The organism is Methylobacterium dankookense (genome assembly GCF_902141855.1).
Classification (GTDB): domain Bacteria; phylum Pseudomonadota; class Alphaproteobacteria; order Rhizobiales; family Beijerinckiaceae; genus Methylobacterium; species Methylobacterium dankookense.
Genome location: NZ_CABFVH010000032.1, coordinates 20,487 through 39,146, shown reverse-complemented (window position 1 = coordinate 39,146; position 18,660 = coordinate 20,487). Strand labels below are relative to the sequence as shown.

Annotated in this window: 12 protein-coding genes; 7 read left to right on the top strand and 5 right to left on the bottom strand. The window is 69.2% G+C overall.

Annotated features, from left to right (window positions below; genetic code table 11):
- Positions 1–37: 37 nt before the first annotated feature.
- A complete protein-coding gene (locus MTDSW087_RS20440; RefSeq protein WP_144766748.1) occupies positions 38–472 on the bottom strand; it encodes a flagellar assembly protein FliX in 435 nt (144 codons plus the stop codon).
- A 237-nt stretch (positions 473–709) separates the two neighbouring features.
- On the opposite strand from MTDSW087_RS20440, the gene MTDSW087_RS20435 reads away from it, so the two are divergent.
- From MTDSW087_RS20435 to MTDSW087_RS20425, 3 genes are read left to right on the top strand one after another with little or no spacing between them, the layout of a single operon-like run.
- Complete coding sequence (locus tag MTDSW087_RS20435) at positions 710–1,831, top strand: flagellar basal body P-ring protein FlgI (protein WP_144766747.1); 1,122 nt, start codon at positions 710–712, stop codon at positions 1,829–1,831.
- Between the two features lie 37 nt (positions 1,832–1,868).
- The gene (locus tag MTDSW087_RS20430; RefSeq protein WP_144766746.1) at positions 1,869–2,234 is read left to right on the top strand and encodes a rod-binding protein; all 366 of its coding nucleotides are present in this window, start codon (positions 1,869–1,871) and stop codon (positions 2,232–2,234) included.
- Positions 2,227–2,700 carry a hypothetical protein gene (locus tag MTDSW087_RS20425; RefSeq protein WP_144766745.1) on the top strand — a complete coding sequence of 158 codons (474 nt, stop codon included), beginning with the start codon at positions 2,227–2,229 and terminating at the stop codon, positions 2,698–2,700. The genes MTDSW087_RS20430 and MTDSW087_RS20425 overlap by 8 nt, the downstream gene beginning before the upstream one ends.
- A 21-nt stretch (positions 2,701–2,721) precedes the next feature.
- On the opposite strand, the gene MTDSW087_RS20420 is transcribed toward MTDSW087_RS20425, so the two are convergent.
- Genes MTDSW087_RS20420 through MTDSW087_RS20410 form a run of 3 tightly spaced genes read right to left on the bottom strand, consistent with a single transcriptional unit; the run spans position 2,722 to position 5,545 of the window.
- On the bottom strand, positions 2,722–3,189 hold the full coding sequence (locus MTDSW087_RS20420) for a TadE/TadG family type IV pilus assembly protein (protein ID WP_144766744.1): 468 nt from the start codon (positions 3,187–3,189) through the stop codon (positions 2,722–2,724).
- Positions 3,186–3,716 carry a TadE/TadG family type IV pilus assembly protein gene (locus tag MTDSW087_RS20415; protein WP_144766743.1) on the bottom strand — a complete coding sequence of 177 codons (531 nt, stop codon included), beginning with the start codon at positions 3,714–3,716 and terminating at the stop codon, positions 3,186–3,188. Before MTDSW087_RS20415 ends, MTDSW087_RS20420 begins: the two co-directional genes overlap by 4 nt.
- Positions 3,717–3,727: 11 nt before the next feature.
- Complete coding sequence (locus tag MTDSW087_RS20410; RefSeq protein WP_144766742.1) at positions 3,728–5,545, bottom strand: hypothetical protein; 1,818 nt, start codon at positions 5,543–5,545, stop codon at positions 3,728–3,730.
- Between the two features lie 662 nt (positions 5,546–6,207).
- On the opposite strand from MTDSW087_RS20410, the gene MTDSW087_RS20405 reads away from it, so the two are divergent.
- The 3 genes from MTDSW087_RS20405 (at position 6,208) to MTDSW087_RS20395 (ending at position 10,809) form a co-directional block, all read left to right on the top strand.
- Entirely contained in the window at positions 6,208–7,857 is a 1,650-nt protein-coding gene (locus MTDSW087_RS20405; protein ID WP_186383934.1) for a type I secretion system permease/ATPase, read from the top strand.
- A gap of 61 nt (positions 7,858–7,918) precedes the next feature.
- Positions 7,919–9,307: an HlyD family type I secretion periplasmic adaptor subunit gene (locus MTDSW087_RS20400; RefSeq protein ID WP_144766740.1), complete on the top strand. Its 1,389-nt coding sequence runs from the start codon at positions 7,919–7,921 to the stop codon at positions 9,305–9,307.
- Positions 9,308–9,309: 2 nt separating this feature from the next.
- A complete protein-coding gene (locus MTDSW087_RS20395; protein WP_144766739.1) occupies positions 9,310–10,809 on the top strand; it encodes a TolC family protein in 1,500 nt (499 codons plus the stop codon).
- 50 nt (positions 10,810–10,859) lie between these two features.
- Here MTDSW087_RS20395 and MTDSW087_RS20390 read toward each other — a convergent pair whose 3' ends face one another.
- Positions 10,860–17,084: a VCBS domain-containing protein gene (locus MTDSW087_RS20390; RefSeq protein ID WP_186383933.1), complete on the bottom strand. Its 6,225-nt coding sequence runs from the start codon at positions 17,082–17,084 to the stop codon at positions 10,860–10,862.
- An 819-nt stretch (positions 17,085–17,903) separates the two neighbouring features.
- Here MTDSW087_RS20390 and MTDSW087_RS20385 point away from each other — a divergent pair.
- The gene (locus tag MTDSW087_RS20385) at positions 17,904–18,659 is read left to right on the top strand and encodes a hypothetical protein (RefSeq protein ID WP_144766737.1); all 756 of its coding nucleotides are present in this window, start codon (positions 17,904–17,906) and stop codon (positions 18,657–18,659) included.
- Position 18,660: the final 1 nt, after the last annotated feature.

Below are 18,660 nucleotides of genomic sequence, written 5' to 3'. Positions count from 1 at the left end.
CACCCCGCCAAAGGGATGATCCCTTTGGGAACCCGGTTCAGACGCTCCGCCGCGCCTCGAGCTTGGCGAGTTCCACGGCGGCGCGCAGCTCGATCTCGGCGAGGAGCCCGTCGAGACGCGGATCGCCCGAGGAGCCGGCCCGCTCGGCGAGGCGGCCGGCGATGGCCGAGAGGTCCTGCACGGCGACGCGGCCCGTGAGCAGCGCCGCCTTCAGCCGGTCGAGCCCGTCGAGCAGGTCGTGCCCGCGCCGGGCGAAGCGCCGACGGCGCTCCTGCGGCGTGTCGGCCTCGTTCTGGAGGAGGAGCACCGCGTCGAGGCCCGCGAGCGTCGCCGCGGCCGGCGCCGCGCCGGCCCCACCCGCCTGCGCGGCGGAACCGGAGCCGCCGAGGCTGAAGCTTTGGCCGCCCTCGGCCCGGCGCGTCCCCGCGACGGTGGCGACGCCCTGGGGCGTCACTCGGTTGTCGACACGCATGGTTGCACCGCTCCGGACGCGCAGGGCGCCCCTCTGGGACAGTCGCGGCGCCAGGGTTAACCGCGGGTAAACGACCCGGCAGAACCTGCCGGGGCGGCACGAACTGCGCCTACCCAGCCGGCCGATCCGGACGGGACGGTCCCGACGAATGCAAGATAAATCAATATCTTGATCGCAAGACAGATGCTGGCACGCGGCTGGCAAGGGTTTGGCCGAGTTCCGTTCGCGAAGCCCGACATGCCGTCTCGACCGACACGTCTGATCTCCCTCCTCGGCCTCGTCGCGCTCCTCCTGCTCGCGGCGGGCCCGGCCTCGGCCCTGTCCCGGGTCAAGGACCTCGCCTCGATCGAGGGCGTGCGCCAGAACCAGCTCGTCGGCTACGGCATCGTGGTCGGCCTGAACGGCACCGGCGACACGCTCAACAACATCCCCTTCACCAAGCAGTCGCTGCAGGCGATGCTGGAGCGGCTCGGCGTGAACACCCGCGGCGCCACCATGCGCACGCAGAACCTCGCCGCGGTGATGGTGACGGCGAGCCTCCCGCCCTTCGCGGCGCAGGGCACGCGCATCGACGTCACCGTCTCCTCGCTCGGCGACGCGAAGTCGCTTCAGGGTGGCACGCTCCTCGTCACGCCGCTGCTGGGCGCCGATGGTGAGGTCTACGCGCTGGCGCAGGGCTCGGTCGCCATCGCCGGGTTCGCGGCGGAGGGCGACGCGGCCAAGATCACCCGCGGCGTGCCGACCAACGGGCGCATCTCGAACGGCGCCAACATCGAGCGTGAGATCGCGTTCAAGCTCAACGACGCGCGCTCCTTGCGGCTCTCGCTTCGAAACCCCGACTTCACCACCTCGAAGCGGATCGCCGCCGCGATCAACGATTTCATGGGCTCCGACACGGCCGAGCCGACAGACCCGGCCACCGTCACCATCCAGATCCCGGCCCGCTACAACGGCAACATGATCCGCCTCATCACCGAGGTGGAGCAGCTCAAGGTCGAGCCCGACCAGACCGCGCGGGTCGTCGTCGACGAGCGCTCCGGCATCATCGTGATGGGCCGCGACGTGCGCGTCTCCACGGTGGCGATCGCGCAGGGCAACCTCACCGTCACCATCACCGAGCAGCCGCAGGTGAGCCAGCCGAACCCGCTCTCGAACGGCCAGACCGTGGTGGTGCCGCGCACCGGCGTGAAGGTCGATACGGGGGACGGCAACAAGCTCGCCCTCGTCAAGGAGGGCGTGACCCTGCGCGAGCTGGTGGACGGGCTCAACGCGCTCGGCGTCGGCCCGCGGGACCTGATCTCGATCCTCCAGGCCATCAAGGCGGCGGGCGCCCTGCAGGCCGATATCGAGGTGATGTGATGCCTCTTTCCACGATTTCCGACCGGAGGGCCTGACCTTGCTGCCGCTCGCCACCTTCGCCGCCACCGCCGCCATCGGCGTGGGCAAGTCCATCGCCGGCTCGGTCGCCGAATCCCTGGCCAAGCCCGGCTCCGCCACCTCCGGCCAGAACGCGGCCAAGCTGCGCAAGACCGCCACCGACTTCGAATCGATGTTCCTCGAATCCTCCCTCGACCGGATGACCCAGTCGGAGGGCACCGAGGGGCCGCTCGGCGAGAACGGCGCCGGCGGCGGCGTCTGGCGCTCGATGCTGACCAAGGAATACGCCCAGCAGATCGTGAAGAGCGGCGGCGTCGGCATCGCCGACCAGGTCTTCCGCGAGATGATGAAGCTGCAAGGCGCCAGCGGAGGCGGCAATGCCTGAACCCGTCCGGACCATGATCGCCGACAGGGCCGGCGCCGAGGCGCTCGTCGCCGAGGTCGGCGCCGCGATGCAGGCGCTGGAGGTGGTGCTCGCGGCCGAGAGCGAGGCGGTCCGCGCGGGCCGCCTGCGCGAGGGCCTCGCCGATCCCGAGCGCAAGGGCGCGCTGGCGGCCGCCTACATGCAGGGGCTGGAGACGGTGAAGGCCAACGCCGTGGCGCTCGCCCGCTTCGCGCCGCAGGGCGTCGAGCGGCTGCGCGCCGAGCACCGCCGCTTCATGGAGGCGGTCGAGGCGAACCAGGCGGTGCTCGGCACCGCGCGCAGCGTCACCGAGGGGCTGATCAAGTCGCTCGCCGCCGAGATGGGCAAGGCTTCGACCCCGACCGTCTACGGCGCGCCCTCGGTCGCACCCTCGCCCTACGGCCGCGGCCCCCGCAGCGGGCCGATCGTGCTGTCTCGGACCCTGTAGGCGCCGCGCACGCGGCCCGCGTCACAGGTTCGGGAAATGGCCGGACGTGTTGAGCGTGTAGACGTATCCCTGCAGCTCGAACGGGTAGGAGGCGGAGACGATGGTGCAGCTCACGGTGCCGCAGAGGCCCCGGCTGTTCACCGTCACGTTGGTCGCCCGCATGCCGGGCAGGCCGCGGAGCGCCGCCAGCTTCTGGAAGTAGCAGGCGCCGGCGACGCTCGACGGACAGCCGCTGCCGACGGTGGCGCAATCCGGCGAGCCGATCGCGATGCACCGGGCCGTCTCGACCGACGTCTCGGTGAGGGCGTTGCGCGTCCAGAAGGCGAGGCCGAACACCAGGACGGTGAAGACGAGGAAGATCAGGCACGGCGCCAGCACGGCGAACTCGACCGCCGTCGCCCCCGACCGATCCGCGAGGAGGCGCCGCCCGATCGAGCGGCGGGAAGCGGCGCCCGCACCTCCGGTCGGACCCGGTGCCGGCCGCGTCATTGAACCCTCGCCATCGCGAAGTCGCTCGTCTGCACGAGCGCCGAGAACGCCGTGCCGGTGCCCAGCCGAAAGAACAGGGTCGGCCGGTTCGCCGTGACCGAGATCGTCACGAACTTGCCCGACATCACGTTGCCGCCGCAGCTCGCCGCGGCCGCGCCCGTGCTCGTCCACATCACCGGGGCTGCGGACAGGCAGTAGAAGGCGCCCACCCGGCCGGCATCGGCCGCGTCGTTGAACAGGACCGACACGGTCGGCGCCTGCGGCAGCCCCGTGGCGGCGGCGGTGACGACGGCCTGCACCTTGCCGACATAGTCCGGGAGGTCGCTCGCGGTCAGGTTCTGGCCGTTCGCCTGGGCGTAGAGGGCGCCGGCCGTGGTGGCGTTCGCGAGGCACAGCCGGACGTGGAAGGCGTATCCGAGATCGACCAGGCCGAAGCCGATCAGCACGAAGACCGGCGCGATCATCGCGAACTCGACCGCCGCCGCGCCCGACCGCGCCGCCCGGAGCCGCTGGAGAATGCCTCGCATCGCCACGCCCCTCACTGGACGAGGGTGGCCGTGCCCGATCCCGATCCCATCGCGATCCCGGCACAGGGCGAAACGTTGAGGCGCGCCTTCTGGTAGATGTCGAGGACGCCGGCCACGACCTGGAAGCAGCCGCCCGCCGGATACTGCACCGTCTGGCTGCCGTAGATCGAGACGTTGGTGGCCGGAACGTAGATCAGGCCCGACATCGTGTCCGTCACGGCGGCGGACTGGTAGAGGTTGAAGGCGCCGCCATAGACCACGAACAGGATGTTGCGGTAGCCGAGCGTCGGCTTCGGGTCGGTCGGCGCCGTGGCGTTGATCGTGCCGACGCCCAGCAGGCTGATCGTCCCGCCGTAGAACGCGAAGGTCACGCCCACGGCGGTCAGGCTGGCGGTCGTCAGCGACAGGGAGCCGCCGTAGAGCGACACGGTCGACGAGCCGGTCGTGGCGGACCCGCCATATCCGATCGTGGTGCTGGCGCCCGCCATCGTGATGGTGCCGCCGTAGAAGTCGATGTTGCCGACGCCGAAGCGCGTGGTCGAGCCGCGGCTGAGGCTCACGGAGCCGCCCTTGAAGTAGAATGGTCCGTTTCCGAACACGAGGCTCCCGGATACGTTGTAGACCGTCCCTCCGTAGAAGTAGAACGTTCCGTTCCCGTAGCGCATCGAGTCGCTGCTGGAGTTCGACATGCTGCCGCCCCAGAGATAGAAATCACCGTTGCCGAACGTCATCGTGCCGGTGCCGTTGGTGATGGTGCCGCCGTTGACGTAATGCGGCCCCGTACCGAAGCCGAGCGTGCCGGTGGTATTCACGATCCCCGCGCCGAAGACCTTGACCCCATCTCCGAACAACATCGTGCCGCCGTTGTTGTTGTTGACGTTGCCGGCGATCGAATAGTTCGCGTCCGGAAGCGTCATCGTGCCGGATCCGTTGGTGATGTACTGCTTGAAGACGAAGGTCGCCGTGGCGCCCGGCGCCGCCGCGAAGACCGTGTTGGCGCCGCCGTGGGCGGTCACGTACCCCGCCACCACGTAGCAGCCGCTGGCGAAGGTCAGCGTGCTGTTGCCGTTCAGGACGATGTTGCCGGAGATCGTCGTGGGCGTGGCGCAGGTCGGGTCGGCGACGCCGTTGCCCGTGAAGGTGAGGGTCGAGCTCGTGATCTGAAGATTCCGGTAGCGCGTGCCCTGCGACAGGGTCGCGATCGTGCCTGCCGGATAGGTCATGTCCGTTCCGGCGGTGACGGCCGGGTTCATCAGGCTTCGCGGCGAGGTGGAGCCGTAGGGCCATCCGGGGCTGCCCATCGCCAGCAGGTGGCTCTTGATCGCCACCATGTCCGGGCTCGCCGCGATCGTGTCGGTCGGGGCCGCCTTGTAGGAGAAGCTCGCCGGGCCGGGGCTCATCGAGGCCGTGTTGCAGATGTAGGGGGCCTCGCTCTGCATGGAGTAGCCGACGCCGACCCGGGCCACCGCCACGTTGGCGCTGCCGCAGACGTAGAGGAAGGTCGTCGCGTTGATCCCGCAGCTAAGCCCCGACACGTTCGAGGTGCCGTAGATGTTGGTCGGGCCGACGAGGGAGGCGAGGCAGGATCCGCTCCCCGTCCCGCCGCCGAGATCGGCCACCGAGCGCGCGCCGACCGCGGTCGCGGTGCCGCCCAGGACGCCGCCGAACAACCGGGACATGTCCCGCGTGACGACCGTCGACAGGGCCGAGCTGCCCACGCTCCGCGGCGAGGCGACCACGGTGGTCGCCACGCGCGCGCCGGTCAGCCCGTTGATCGCCACGACGTTGGCGGCCGTGGCGGTGGCCATGGCGCTCGGCGCGTTGTTCACGATAGGGGAAGATGTTCCTGCCGCAGCCAGATTGCCGAGGTCGGCCGCCCGCTGGTTCTGTAACTTGGCGAGATACAGGTTTGCCGACTCGACGCTCAGCGCCGTCGCAATAGCCAAGGCGACAAAGCCGAACGCCGCCAGTATCGTGACGCTTCCTTCGGCACTTCGACAGAATTCACGCGGTGCGCCCACGTCCGACCCATGCTCCGTGCAAGGTTCACGAACGCCTTGAGCGGCATCCCTTCGATTACTTGTCTGGGTAAGGTGAGCATGTTAAAAAATGATTTCGCGACGCACGATCCAAGACGTGACACGCTTTTTTCATGTCATCGCTCGATCGCTTCTACTGGAACGGTAATATTCACGCGAATACAATCGGAAATTGCATCGCCGCGGCCGGCGATGTGGATCCGGTGGCGCCATTCCAGCGGAAACGATCGCCCCATCGCGCGGCGAAATGTGTGATCGCGCCGTCCATCACCGCGCGCCAGCCCAACCTGAACAGACCTGGGCTCCGGCATCCGGCACAGTCATGGCGGAAATGAGCTGCCGTAGATGGGAATTTTAACATGGACTTAACCATGCCCTCCTAACCCTCTCGCAACGAGGGGCTGAAGATGAACGCATCGTTCGCGGCAATGATCAGGGGCATTGGGCCCCACATGCGGGCGATACTTCTGTATTCGGTCATTACCAACCTGCTCGTCATCGCGCCCTCGCTCCACATGCTGCAGGTCTACGACCGCGTGCTGGCTTCGCGCTCGATCGGGACGCTGATCTACCTGACGCTCATCGTGATCGCGGCGCTCGCCGTCTGGGGCCTCGCCGACGCCGTCCGCAGCCATCCCGCCGTCCGGGCGGCCGCGAAATACACCGTCTCGGTCGCGCCCAAGCTCTTCGCCCGGATGGCGGCCGACCCGAAGGCCGCGCAGAGATCGGGCAAGACGCTGCGCGACTTCTCGACCGCGCGCGGCTTCATCGGCGGCCGCACCTTCGTCACGCTGTTCGATGTCCCCTTCATCCCCTTCTACGTGCTCATCATGGCGGTGCTGCACTGGAGCCTCGGCCTGCTGACGGTGATCGGCATCCTGGTGCTCGCCGCCCTGAGCTGGCTCAACATCGCGGCCACCGAGACCGAGCGCGAGCGCAGCCGCCAGGCGGAGAGCGACGCGATCGGCTTCGCGCAGGGCGCCTTCCAGCGGATCGAGGACCTGCGGGCCCACGGCATGCTCTCGACCTTCCTCACGATCTGGGGACGCAAGACCGCCCTGGTCCTCAACGAGAACGAGGCGGTGGGCGCGAAGTCGGCCCGCTACCAGGCCGCCAGCAAGACCTTCCGCCAGGCCTTGCAGGTCATCATGATGGCCTGGGGCGCGTTCCTGGTGCTGCACAACGACATGTCGGCCGGCATGATCTTCATGTCGTCGATGGTCTCGGGCAAGGCGTTCAGTCCGATCGATCAGGTCATCGGCGGCTGGGAGCAGATCTCGCGCGGGCTGGCCGCCATCCGCGACATCGAGGCGCTGACCGGGCCGGACAAGTCGATCCAGGCGCGCATGAGCCTGCCCGAGCCCGAGGGGCGGCTCTCCCTCGACGCCGTGACCTACGCGCCCGACCCCGGCAAGCCTGACCGCCGGCTCCTGTCGGACATCACCCTGCGGGTGGCGCCCGGCGAGGCGGTCCTCGTCACCGGCCCGACCGGCGCGGGCAAGTCGACCCTGATCCGGATCATGGTCGGCGCCATCGCGCCGACCGCCGGGGCCGTCTCCGTGGACGATATCGGGCAGGACGTCTGGCCCTCGAGCCAATGGGGCAGGATCGTCGGCTACATGCCGCAGGACATCGAGTTCTTCCCCGGCACGGTCGGGATGAACATCGCGCGCTTCGATCCCGAGGCGACGGAGGAGAAGGTCATCGCGGCGGCCAAGGGCGCCAGCGTCCACGACCTGATCGTCGGGCTGCCGGACGGCTACCGCACCCCGCTCGGCGGCCAGGCCTTCGCCCTCTCCACCGGCCAGAAGCAGCGGATCGCGCTCGCCCGCGCCCTCTACGGCGACCCGCGCATCCTCGTCCTCGACGAGCCCAATGCGAGCCTCGACCAGCCGGGCGAGCGCGCCCTGCTCGTGGCGGTGGCCGAGGCGCGCCGACGTGGCGCCGCTGTGGTGATCGCGGCCCACCGCACCTCCATCCTGCGAGTGGTCAACCGCGCCTTCACCATCGCGGAGGGCCGGCTGGAGGAACTCACCATCCAGGCGGCGCCCACGCCGCAGCCACAGGCCGACGCCGAGCCGAGACCGGCCCGCGTCGCGTGACCTCGATGAGAGACGCACACCGCCGCCCGCCGCGGAACCGGCACAACGGAAGGCCATTCGCGTGAGCGCTCCCGACGACATGCGCGGCAGCTGGGCGGAGGATGTCCGGACCGGCTCGCGCGACATCCTGACGACGTCGAGTCGCGTCCTGCTGGGCGCCTCGGGGCTGTTCGTCCTCTGGGCGGTGCTGTGCCCGCTCGACTCGGCCGTCGTCGCCGACGGCGTCGTCATCGCCAGCGGCCAGAACAAGGTGCTCCAGCACCGGACGGGCGGCGTGATCACCGAGATTCGCGTCCGCGACGGCGAGACCGTGGAGGCCGGCGGCACCGTGGCGACCCTCGACCCGGTCCACGACCAGGCGGAACTGACCCGCCTCAGGGGGCGCTTCGCGGTGCTCGACGCGATGCGGCAGCGGCTCGAGGCGGAGAACGCCTTCGCGGCGGGCGGCGACGGGGCGCTCGGCGGCCGCTTCAACCTGCTCGGGCTGCGCAAGGGCCTCCCCGACGCGGCGCCGCTCTCGGGGGGAACGATCGTTCCGGTCCGCGAGGCCGGTCCGGTCGATCCGCTCCTCGCGGAGCAGGAGCGGGAATTCACGCGCGGGCGCGGCGCCGCGCTCGCCGAGATCGACGCCATGGTGGCGCGCAAGGAGGCGATGGCCCGGCGCCGACAGGGCCTGTCGGAGCGCATCGAGGCCGTGGGCGCGCAGGTCGCCTCCCTGGACCGGCAGGTCACGGCGATGCGGCCGGTCGCGAGCCGGGGCCATCTCGCGCGCAAGACGCTCTGGGACGGGGAGGACCAGCTCCTCGCCCGCAAGGCGGAGCTCGCCAACCTGAAGGCGGAGGCGGGCGCGCTCGCCGACGAGATGGAGGAGACCGGCTCGCGGATCCGGCAGGCGCGGCTCACCGACCAGCGGCAGACCTCCGGCCGGCTGACCGACGTGATCGCCGAGATCGGGCAGATCGCCGACCAGATCCGGGCCGCCGAGACCGCCGTCCGCTCCACGGACCTGCGGGCGCCGGTGGCCGGCACGGTGGTACATTCCAAGCACGCCACCGTCGGCGCCGTGGTGACACCGGGCGAGGTGCTCGCGGAGATCGTGCCGCTCGGCGGCGCGCTGACCGTCAAGGCGCGGGTCGCGCCCACCGACATCACCCATGTGCGCGTCGGCCTGGGCGCCCGCGCGAAGATCTCGGCGCTGAACGCGCGCCTCTACGACGACGTCCCGGGCGTGGTCTCGCGCGTGGCCGCCGACGCCACCTCGGACGAGCGCACCGGGCAGCATTATTTCGAGGTGGAGATGCGGCTGAAGCCCGAGCAGCCGGGCGTGGCGGCCCTGCTCGGCGCCGGCATGGTCGGTCAGGTCTATATCGAGGGCGAGAGCCGCACCTTCGCCGGCTACATCCTCAAGCCGTTCATCGACAGCCTCGGCCGCAGCTTCCGGGAGCCCTGACGATGGCCCGCACGCTCCTGGCGCTCGCCTGCGCGGCCCTGCTCGCGGGCCCCGCCTCCGCCGAGGAGGCCTTCCCGGCGGCCGCGATCGGATTGCGCTCCTCGATCGGCGAGGTCTACGCCGCGGCACCCGAGCCCGCCCGCCTCCCGGGGAGGGCGCGGGCCTTCCTCGCCGTGGCGCCCCCTGCCCTGCCGCGCAGCCCGCGCGGCGGCTCGGCCGACCTGATGGACGCGGTCTCGATCGCGATCGGCGAGAGCGACCTCGTCCGCAGCTCGGTGGCCGAGCGGGACGCCGCCGACACGCGGGTCGGCCGCGCCTGGGCGGCCTTCGCGCCGGTCGTCTCCGGCACGGCCTGGATCGGGCGGGATCCCTATTCCGCCCCCTCCTACCGCGATCCGGGCAAGACCGCCGGCATCTCGGTGGCGCTTCCGCTCCTCGATGGCGGCCAGCGCCTCTACAGCCAGAGGAGCGCGGAGAACGCAGCCCTCGCCGCGTCCGCCGAGGTCCGGCGCACCACCGAGGGCGTGGCGCTGGAGACGATCAACGCCGCGGTCGAGCTGAACTTCGCGGTGCGCCAAGCGAAGGTGCTGGAGGAGAACTTCCGGGACCTGACGCGGCTCCAGGCGGCGGTGCGGGGGCGCGTCGCGGCCGGGCATGCGAGCGAGGGCGACGTCGCCGACCTGGTCGCGGAGCTGAACGACGTCGCCCGCACCCTCGTCGCGGCGCAGGCCTCCGCCGAGAAGTCCCAGGCGGTGCTGTCCGCCCAGCTGCGGCAGGCATCGCCGGGGCGCTTCGTGCTGCCGAACCTCGACGCGGTCCAGCGCCACGGGCTCGACAACCTCGCCCGGCTCACCCGGGCACGCAATGCGGGGCTGCAGGCGAGCTGGCACCGCTACAACGCCGCCGACGACGCGCGCAAAGCCGCGATCGGCCGCTACCTGCCGCGGCTCGACCTCAAGGCCGATTACAGGGCGACAGAGAATTACCGCAGCGTCAGCGCGCCGGAGGGCCTGTCCCTCGGCCTCCAGCTCAACGTCCCCCTCGTCGAGCTGACCACGCTCGCCGACATCCGGGAGGCGGGCGAACTGGCCGACGCGGCCATGCACCGGGCGCTCGCCGAGGACCGCAAGGCGGCGACGCAGCTGAAGGTCGGCTGGGTCGAGGCCAAGGCGGCGGCGGAGCGCGCAAAATTCGCACGCCGGAAGATCGAGGCCCTGCAGGCGGCCTATGCCGCGAAGGTGGACCAGTACGGCATCGGCCTCCTGCCCATCGACGACGTCCTGCTCACCCGCCGCCGCCTCGCCCTTGCGACGACGGAGGAGCTCGAGTCGGTCAACACGCGCTTCGCCGCGATCGCCCGTCTCGCGCTGACGGCGGGCCTGCTGCCGGAGATCGTCGGCGCGCGCGGCGCGCTGGCGTCCCTGCGTCCCGACGCGACGGCAGGAGCCTTGTCCGGGGACGTCGTTACGGGTTCGGTGCGGGAGCGCGCGCCGAAGCGGTGACCGGGGACCGCTCCCGATCGTGGCGCGACCGGGAGCGGCTGGGCGGCCGGTCAGACCGGCAGGTGGTCGACCGGCACCGTCTCGGCGGAGCCGTGGAAGAACACGGCCTCGACGTTGTGGAGCACGTCCTGACCCTCCGCCGCGCTCGAGACGTGGAGCGTGCCGTCCGGATCCTTCAGGAAGGTGTAGTCGGCCGGCTTGCCGGCGAACTTGGCCACGTCGTGGCCGGCCCCGCCGTCGATCGTGTCGTTGCCCTTGCCGCCGACGAAGTGGTCGTTGCCGGCCCCGCCCCGCATCACGTCGGCCCCGTCGGTGCCGAGGATGAAGTCGTCGCCGTCCGTGCCGACGAAAAGCGTTCCCGCGGAGGCCGCCTGAGCGCCGGGAGCGGCTTTCGACGCGGAAGCCGAGACGGCGAGCGAAGTCGCCGGGCTGCCGATATGGTCGTCGCCCGCCTGCGCGACCAGCACCTTGGCGGCCTCGACCGTGGTCTTCGCCGATTCGAAGCTCGTATAGGTGACGCCCTGCCAGGTGATCGCCTTGCCCAGGGTGTTCCAGCTGCCGTCGGCGAGGAGCGTCCAGCCGGCGGCCTTGGCCGCCGCGTCGAACGCACCCTTCTGCTGGTTGGTCAGGACGACCTCCAGGCTGTCGGTGCCCGCGCCGCCCGTGATGGTGCCGCTGCTGTCGCGGGTGGTCGTGCCGATCTTCAGCTTGTCGTTGCCCGCGCCGAGATTGACCGTGCTGTCGATCTGCCAGTCCTTGCCGATCTCCACCGTCTCGACGCCCGAGCCCGCCCCGGTCAGCGCTCCTTTAAGGGTGAGGCCGTCGCCGATCTTCACAATCGTGGTGTTGTTGACGCCCTGGAGGCCGATCGGCCCGTTCACGGTCACCCCGTTGCCGAGCGTGACCTCCTTGGTGGCGTAGGAGCCGTCGACGTTCACGGCACCACCGATCTGCGCGCCGTCGCCGATCTTGAGCGCCACCTCCATCCGATCGGCGACGGTGCCGCTGTCGCTGATAATGATCCCGGCATCGGAGACGACCTTGGCGCCCAACATGAGCGTCTGCGAGGCCTTGGCGCCGCCGCCGTTCATGATGATCGCGCTGACCTTCGACTCGTCGCCGATGGTCACGGTGTTGGCGAACCCGTCGCCGCTCATCAGGATGGCGCCGCCGTTGAGGTTGGCGCCCTTGCCGAGGCTGAGGTTGGCCGGCCCGGTGCTGGCATCGAAGTTGAGCGTGCCCGCCTGCAGGGTGAAGCCGTCGCCTGCCGCCAGGCTGTTCGCCCCCGTCCCGAAAGCCGCCCCCTGTGCCAGCTTGACATTGCTGCCCAGGAGGATGGCGTCGTCGCCCGCGCTCACCTTGAGCGCGGCGACCGTCACGTTGCTCGGGGCGTCGTCGTCCTCCGCGCCGGTGATGGTCACGACCACGGTCTGGGTCGCGCGGCCGCCTTTGCCGTCGGCGATCGCGACGTCGTAGGACTGGGTGACGACCTGGCCCTTGCCGAGCCGGTCGAGCGCGGCGTCGTTGACCGAGAAGGTCCAGCCGAGGCTGCCGCCCGCCGGCTCGCCGAGCTTGAAGCTGCCGAGATAGTCGCCGCCCTTGGCCGTCACGCTCGCGCTGTGCCGGTCGGTCAGGTCGGCGTCGGAGAAGGCGATGGATCCGCTCGCCGTCAGCGTCGCCTGGTTCTCGCCCGGCGACTTGTCCGGAAGCTCGGTGACGGCGCCGCGCAGGGTGGAGGTCTGCGTGAGGATGACCGGGGCGTCGTTGGTGCCGGTGATCGTGACGCGGACGGCCTGGGTCGCCAGCCCGCCATGGCCGTCATCGACCGTGACGTCGTAGATCTGGGTGCGCTCCTCGCCGGCCGCGAGCGCGTTCACGGCGGCGTCCGGCACGGAGAAGCTCCATCCGGCCGAGCCCGCGCCGACGGTCCCGATCTTGAAGGTGCCGACATAGTCGCCCGCCCGCGGCACGGCGCTGACGGTCGGGCTCGCCCCGGCCCCGTCCGGATCGTGATAGGCGATCGTGCCGGCGGCGCTCAGATTGGCCGTGGGCGCCCCCTCGGCCGCCTCGGTGAGGTGGCCCTCCAGGACCGAGCCCGTCACGTCGATCACGGGGGCCTGGTTCCGGCTCGGATCGTCGTAGGCGCCCGTGATCGCGACGGTGACCGTCCGGGTCGCCGTGCCGCCATGGCCATCATCGATCGTCACGGCGTAGGACTGGGTTCGGACCTCCCCGGCGGCGAGTCCGTCGAGATCCGCGTCGGCGACCGCAAAGCTCCAGCCCAGCGTGCCGTTCGCCGCCGTGCCGAGCTTGAACGTACCGAGATAGCCCGTGCCCGCCGCGACGTAGCCGGCCTTGTGCTGGTCGGTGAGGTCGGAATCCGAGAAGGCGATCGTGCCGGAGGTCTTGAGCGTGCCGACGTTTTCGCCGGGGTCGCCGTCCGGCAGCTCCGCCACGGCGCCGCTCAGGACGGACGTCTCCGCCGTGATGACGGGCGCGTCGTTCTTGCCCGTGAGCGTCACGGTGATGGTCTCGGTGGCGGTGGCGCCCTTGTCGTCGCGGATCGTGACCACATAGGCCTGGGTGCGGACCTCGCCCTCGGCCAGCGTGTCGAGATCGGCATCGTCGACTGCGAAGACCCAGGGCAACAGGCCGAACTGGGCCGCTTTCGGCTGCTTGTACTCGATCGCGCCGAGATAGTTCTCGCCCTTCGGCGTGATCGTCACCGCGTGGGTGTCGCCGGCATTGGCGTCCGAGAACTGGATCGTCCCGTTGGTCATGTGGACGGTGGTGTTCTCACCGGGCGCCCCGTCGGCCGTCTCCGTCACCGTGCCGGCCTTGGTCGTGCCGGAGGCGACGATCTCCGGCGCGTCGTTCCGACCGGTGACCTTCAGCTCGACCGCCTCGAACTCGTAGAAGGACATCCCCTTCCAGGTGAGGCCGAGGCTCTTGGCCGACCATTTGTCGCCGCCGAGGGTGGTCCAGCCGGTCGCCTTGGCGGCAGCCTCGAAGCTCGCCAGATCGGCGTTGTCGAGGGTGAGGACGAGCGTATCGGTGCCGGCGCCGCCGTAGAAGGCAGTCGGCGTCTTGTCGACGCTGGAGGTGCCGATCGCCAGCCTGTCGTCGCCGGCCTCCAGGTAGACGGGGCCGTCGATGGTCCAGTCCTTGCCGATGGTCAGCGTGTCGACGCCGGTGGCGGTGCCGTAATAGGCACCCTTGAGGGTGAAGTTGTCGCCGGCCGTGACGGTGTTCACGTCCTGCTGGCCGTTCATGTAGATCGGGCCGTTGACCGTGACGCCGGAGCCGAACGTGAAGGTCTTGCTGGCATAGGCCCCGTCGGCGTCGATCGCGCCCCCGATCGTGACCGCATCGCCGAGCTTGATCGTCATGTTGGCACGGCTCGCCGCGGTGCCGGCGCCGTCCATGTCGATCCCGGCATCCGACTTGGACTTGTCGCCGACCGTGATGGCGTTCACCGTCCCGGCGCCGTTGCCGTCCATCTTGATCTGGCTGAAATCGGCCTCGCTGCCGAGGACGAGGGTGTTCTTGATGCCCCCCTTGTCCATGATGATGTCGCCGCCGGACAGGCGCGCATTGGTGCCGAGCGTGAGGGCGGCCGAATCCTTGCTGTTGCCGAAGGTGAGATTGCCGGCGCGCAGCTCGAAATAGTTCCCCACCTCGAGCCGGTTGGCGCCGCCGCCGAGATCGGCGCCCGCCATCAGGCGCACGTTGTCGCCGAGCACGATGGCGTCGTCGCCCGCGGTCGGGTTCAGCTTGGGAACGACGACGATCTGATCCTCGGTCGGCGGCCCGCCATCCTTCGCCCCCGTCAGGGTTACGGACACGGTCTGGGTGGTCACGCCGCCATGTCCGTCGTCGATGGTGATGTCGTAGTCCTGGACGACCTTCTGGCCTTCCTGCAGCCCGTCGAGGGCCGCGTCGTTCACCTTGAAGGTCCAGGTCACCGAGCCGGTCTTCACGCCGGCCGCCGTGGTCGGCTTCGTGATCGTCAGCTCGCCGAGATAATGGTCGCCCTTCGCCGCCACCGTCGCGGTATGGCCCTCGGCATCGGCATCGGCGAAGGCGACGATGCCGGTGGTCGTCAGCGTGGTCTTGTTCTCGCCCGGCGAGCCGTCGGCGAGTTCGGCGACGTCGCCGCTGAGGATCGAGTACTTGGTGAACACCTTCGGCGCGTCGTTGCCCGGGGTGTCGTCGACATTCGGCACGAGCATCTTGCAGAGGCAGACCGCCTCGCCCGTCACGGCGCAGGGGCTCGACGGCGCGGCGGGATCGAGCTCGGCGAAGTTGCCGTAATTGGCGATCTTCAGATCGCGCACGAGACCGATCAGGCGCGCGTCGCCCTCGACGCTCGACTCGCCGACGAGGTAGTTCGCGCGGTCGACATCGGCCGGGACGACGCCCTGCCCGCTGGCGAGGACGGCGGAGTTCTTGATGATGCGCATCGTCCCGTCGGGATCGACGCCCACGCGCCAGGTCGCGGTCTCTCCCTCGACGATCGCGTCCTTGGCGACGACGCGGTAGGTCTGGCCGCCCTGGCGGATCACGAACTCCATGTCGTGGCTCTCGCCGACCTGGCCGAGCCAGATGTTGTCGGCCTTGCCGTTGCCGAGATCGAAGATCTTCTGGTTCTTGCCGCCGTTGAGGTCGTCGAACCGGGCCGCGAGCGCGAAGGCGCCGTCGATCTGCTCGTGATCGATGCCGTAGACGGTGGTGGGGCCGACGTTCAGGCTGCCGGTCTCCTGGATCGCCACCATGTCGACGCCCACCATCTTGGCGACGGAGGGAACGCCGGCCTTGTCGACCGCGAACAGCATCCACAGGCCGGGGATGGCGACATTGGCCTTCGGGATCGTGACCTCGATCGTGTTGCCGTCGATGATCTTGTGGTCGAGTTCGAGGAAGCGCGCGTCGGCATTGCGCGCATGCGTCGTGGCGCTGGACTTGATGAAGGTGATCTTGCCGATATCCGAGGTATCGTCGACCGTGATGCGGAAGGTCGCGCCGGACTCGATGTTCTTCGGCGCCGCCGCGATCTCGGGGCGGCCGGTATTGATGTTGCCGTCCTTGTCGTAGAGGTAGGCCGGCGTCAGGATCTGCGCGTTGGCGTTCTCCTGCGGCCCGGGCGAGCCGCTGCCGCCGGAATAGATCGTGCCGTCCGGCAGGAGCAGCGCGGTGGAGTGATACATCCGCGCGAGGTCCTGCTGCTCCGAATACTCGATCTTGCCGGTATCGGGATCCCAGAACACGACCGTGCGCTGCGCATTGGCGAGGCTGTCGCCGAGGAGGCCGGCACTGGAGGAGCCTCCGACCATCGCCACCCGGCCGTCGGGGAGCATCACGAAGGTGCCGTTGGTGCGGGCGATGAGGTCGCCCGAGCCGTCCTCGTCCTTGATGGCGAAGGCGAGCTCCCACTTGATCACCGGCTGGGACAGGTCCGCCTTCCAGACCTGCCCGGTCGAGGAGGCGACGAGCACCTTGTCGGTCTCGTACATGATCGAGCCGGTCAGGTTGCGCGTGTCGAAGGGCAGCTTGCCGATCTTGGCGACGGAGCCGTTGCCGGTCACGTCCATGCGGTAGACGTCGTGGCCCGAATTGCTGGTGCCGCCGGCCTCGATCAGGATGACCGAGCCGTTGCTGATCTGCCAGGCATGGGGATAGTAGTAGGTGCCGGTGAGCGTCCCCTCGCCGTCGTGGAAATCCTTCATCTCCGTGCCGGAGAGCTGCCGCATCCCGGTCTTGGCGTTGTAGATCTCGGCGAAGGTCGAGCCGACGAATTTCTCGTCGCGGCCGCCGACCATCAGGATCTCGCCGTTGCTCAGCGTCACCGTAGTGCCGTACCAGCGAGCCTGATGCAGGGCGAAGTTCGAATCGGTCTCGGAGATGTTTCGGATCTCCTGCGTCGTGTAATCAAAAATCACGACGTCCTTGCGGCCAGACCAGGTGCCGCCACCTTGCCCCGTATTGTTGTTGTCGCCACCCATGATGATGACGTTGCCTGTCTCCGGGTCGATCGCCATGTTCGAGCAGAAGATGTTGGTCCCCGTCGTGTTGGGCAGGACCTTCAGCTCGTCCGTGACGGGATCGTAGAGCGAGTAGACGAAGCGGGCGTCGTAGTCGCCCGCCGTCCCGTCCGTGCCGAAGGCCAGCACCTTGCCGTCGGGCAGGACGATCGAGTGGATCGGGATGAGGGCATCCTTGATGATCCTGCCCCACTCGCCGTTGTGGTCCGGATCCTTCGACGCGGCATTGATCATGACTGGTCCCATCGGTTTGGTGGATCGGAGTCCCGGAAGACCCGTTGTCGGTGCGTGAGGGGGCGCCCCGTGCCGGAGCGCCGGGCCGGTCAGCAGCAGGCCGTGCCGTTCGGCAGATCACCCCGGGCGGGGCCCGTTCACCGCCCTCAGTCCGGACGAGGGCGGTCGCGAGGGCGCCGATCAGCATCGCGCTGCCCACGAGGGCCGCGGGGCACCCCCAGCAATGCGCGGTTTCGGCGAACATCCGCTCGGCCATCGCGACCGGGCCGGAAGCGCCGCAGATCGCCCCGCCCAGGTCCAGCGCCGGCGACAGATGGGCGGCGATCTCGACGAGCCCGGCCCCGGCGAGGATCGATCCCGCCCCGGCCATGCCGATGATCGCGGCCTCGTATCGACCGATCGATTGAGTCTTCATCGCCCGCTTCCATTCATTGCTCGGGCTGGCAGCCCAGTTCCGCAGCATTTGATCCGCGTGGGCTTTAATGGATAGTCACGGGCTAATGATTTACAGTCGTTAATGCTGCGCATAGTTAATCACGAACATTTCGATTGCACCATAATATCGATCGATATCACTATTGGTTGCATCGTCACCGAGGAAATACCACCTGTGCTCGCAGACACGGTGGCCATGCAAGCGGATTGGTGCTGCAAGGAGGACGCCGTGTCCCGTTTACGCAGGCGTCGCTGTGGCGTAGAAATTTCTCCCCCCTGTCGGTCTTCGGGATTTCAGAATAAAAATCGGAGCCGCGGAGACAGCATCGCGATCCGCAATATTCGTTCTCGTCCGTCGAAGCGCCTTGGCGTGAGGGTATCACGGTGTCGCAGAACTATTACATCTTCTTCGCAATCGCGTTCTCGCTCTACGTCGTCGCGGCACTTGCAGTCATCCAGGCCATCACCCGCATCCGCCGGGCCTTTCATCCAGCACCCACTGAGACACGAACACAGCCAGGCGAAGCCTCCGTACAGGGCCATACGCCCATGCCGAGAGGCCTGGACGCGGCGCTCGCATGGTCCCTGCTGGCGGCGACGGCGTTGTACTGGCTGCCGATCCTGGCCATCACCTTCGGGCTCGCCACCGGCGCGATCGGATCGATGGACACGCAGGCACCGAAGGGCGAGCCCGACGCCCCATCACCGGGAGCGGTCGAGAATCTGCGCCGGCAAGCCGCGATTCCCTACGCGATGATGAGGCTCGACGCCTGCAGGGACGATCTCAGGCGCCTCCAGGCGGACCTGGATCAATCGGCCGGCATGATGCTCCGCTTCATCGCCGCGCCACAGAAGGAACCACTCGCGTTCCGATCCTACCAACCCCTGGGGGAGCTCTACGTGGCGGCGCGGGCGAAGGCCTCGCAATGCCTGCAGATCGACTTTCCGGAAAACGCGCTCGCCGTGAACGAGAGCCAGATGAACACGCCGGCACCGGGCGAGCCGACCGACAATCTGAGCCAGATGTACCGATACAGAAAGTTCTACCTGCAATCGTCCCAGGCGAAGCGCGTCCTCGCGGATTTCCTGGCGAAGATCAGGATCCGCAAGGGAATGCTGCGGAGCGAACGCGCCGAATAGG

Excerpts from the sequence above, each read along its gene's own strand:
- MTDSW087_RS20440 (WP_144766748.1), bottom strand. The coding sequence starts at position 472 with ATGCGTGTCGACAACCGAGTGACGCCCCAGGGCGTCGCCACCGTCGCG.
- MTDSW087_RS20435 (WP_144766747.1), top strand. The coding sequence starts at position 710 with ATGCCGTCTCGACCGACACGTCTGATCTCCCTCCTCGGCCTCGTCGCG.
- MTDSW087_RS20425 (WP_144766745.1), top strand. The coding sequence starts at position 2,227 with ATGCCTGAACCCGTCCGGACCATGATCGCCGACAGGGCCGGCGCCGAG.
- MTDSW087_RS20420 (WP_144766744.1), bottom strand. The coding sequence starts at position 3,189 with ATGACGCGGCCGGCACCGGGTCCGACCGGAGGTGCGGGCGCCGCTTCC.
- MTDSW087_RS20415 (WP_144766743.1), bottom strand. The coding sequence starts at position 3,716 with ATGCGAGGCATTCTCCAGCGGCTCCGGGCGGCGCGGTCGGGCGCGGCG.
- MTDSW087_RS20405 (WP_186383934.1), top strand. The coding sequence starts at position 6,208 with ATGCGGGCGATACTTCTGTATTCGGTCATTACCAACCTGCTCGTCATC.
- MTDSW087_RS20395 (WP_144766739.1), top strand. The coding sequence starts at position 9,310 with ATGGCCCGCACGCTCCTGGCGCTCGCCTGCGCGGCCCTGCTCGCGGGC.
- MTDSW087_RS20390 (WP_186383933.1), bottom strand. The coding sequence starts at position 17,084 with ATGATCAATGCCGCGTCGAAGGATCCGGACCACAACGGCGAGTGGGGC.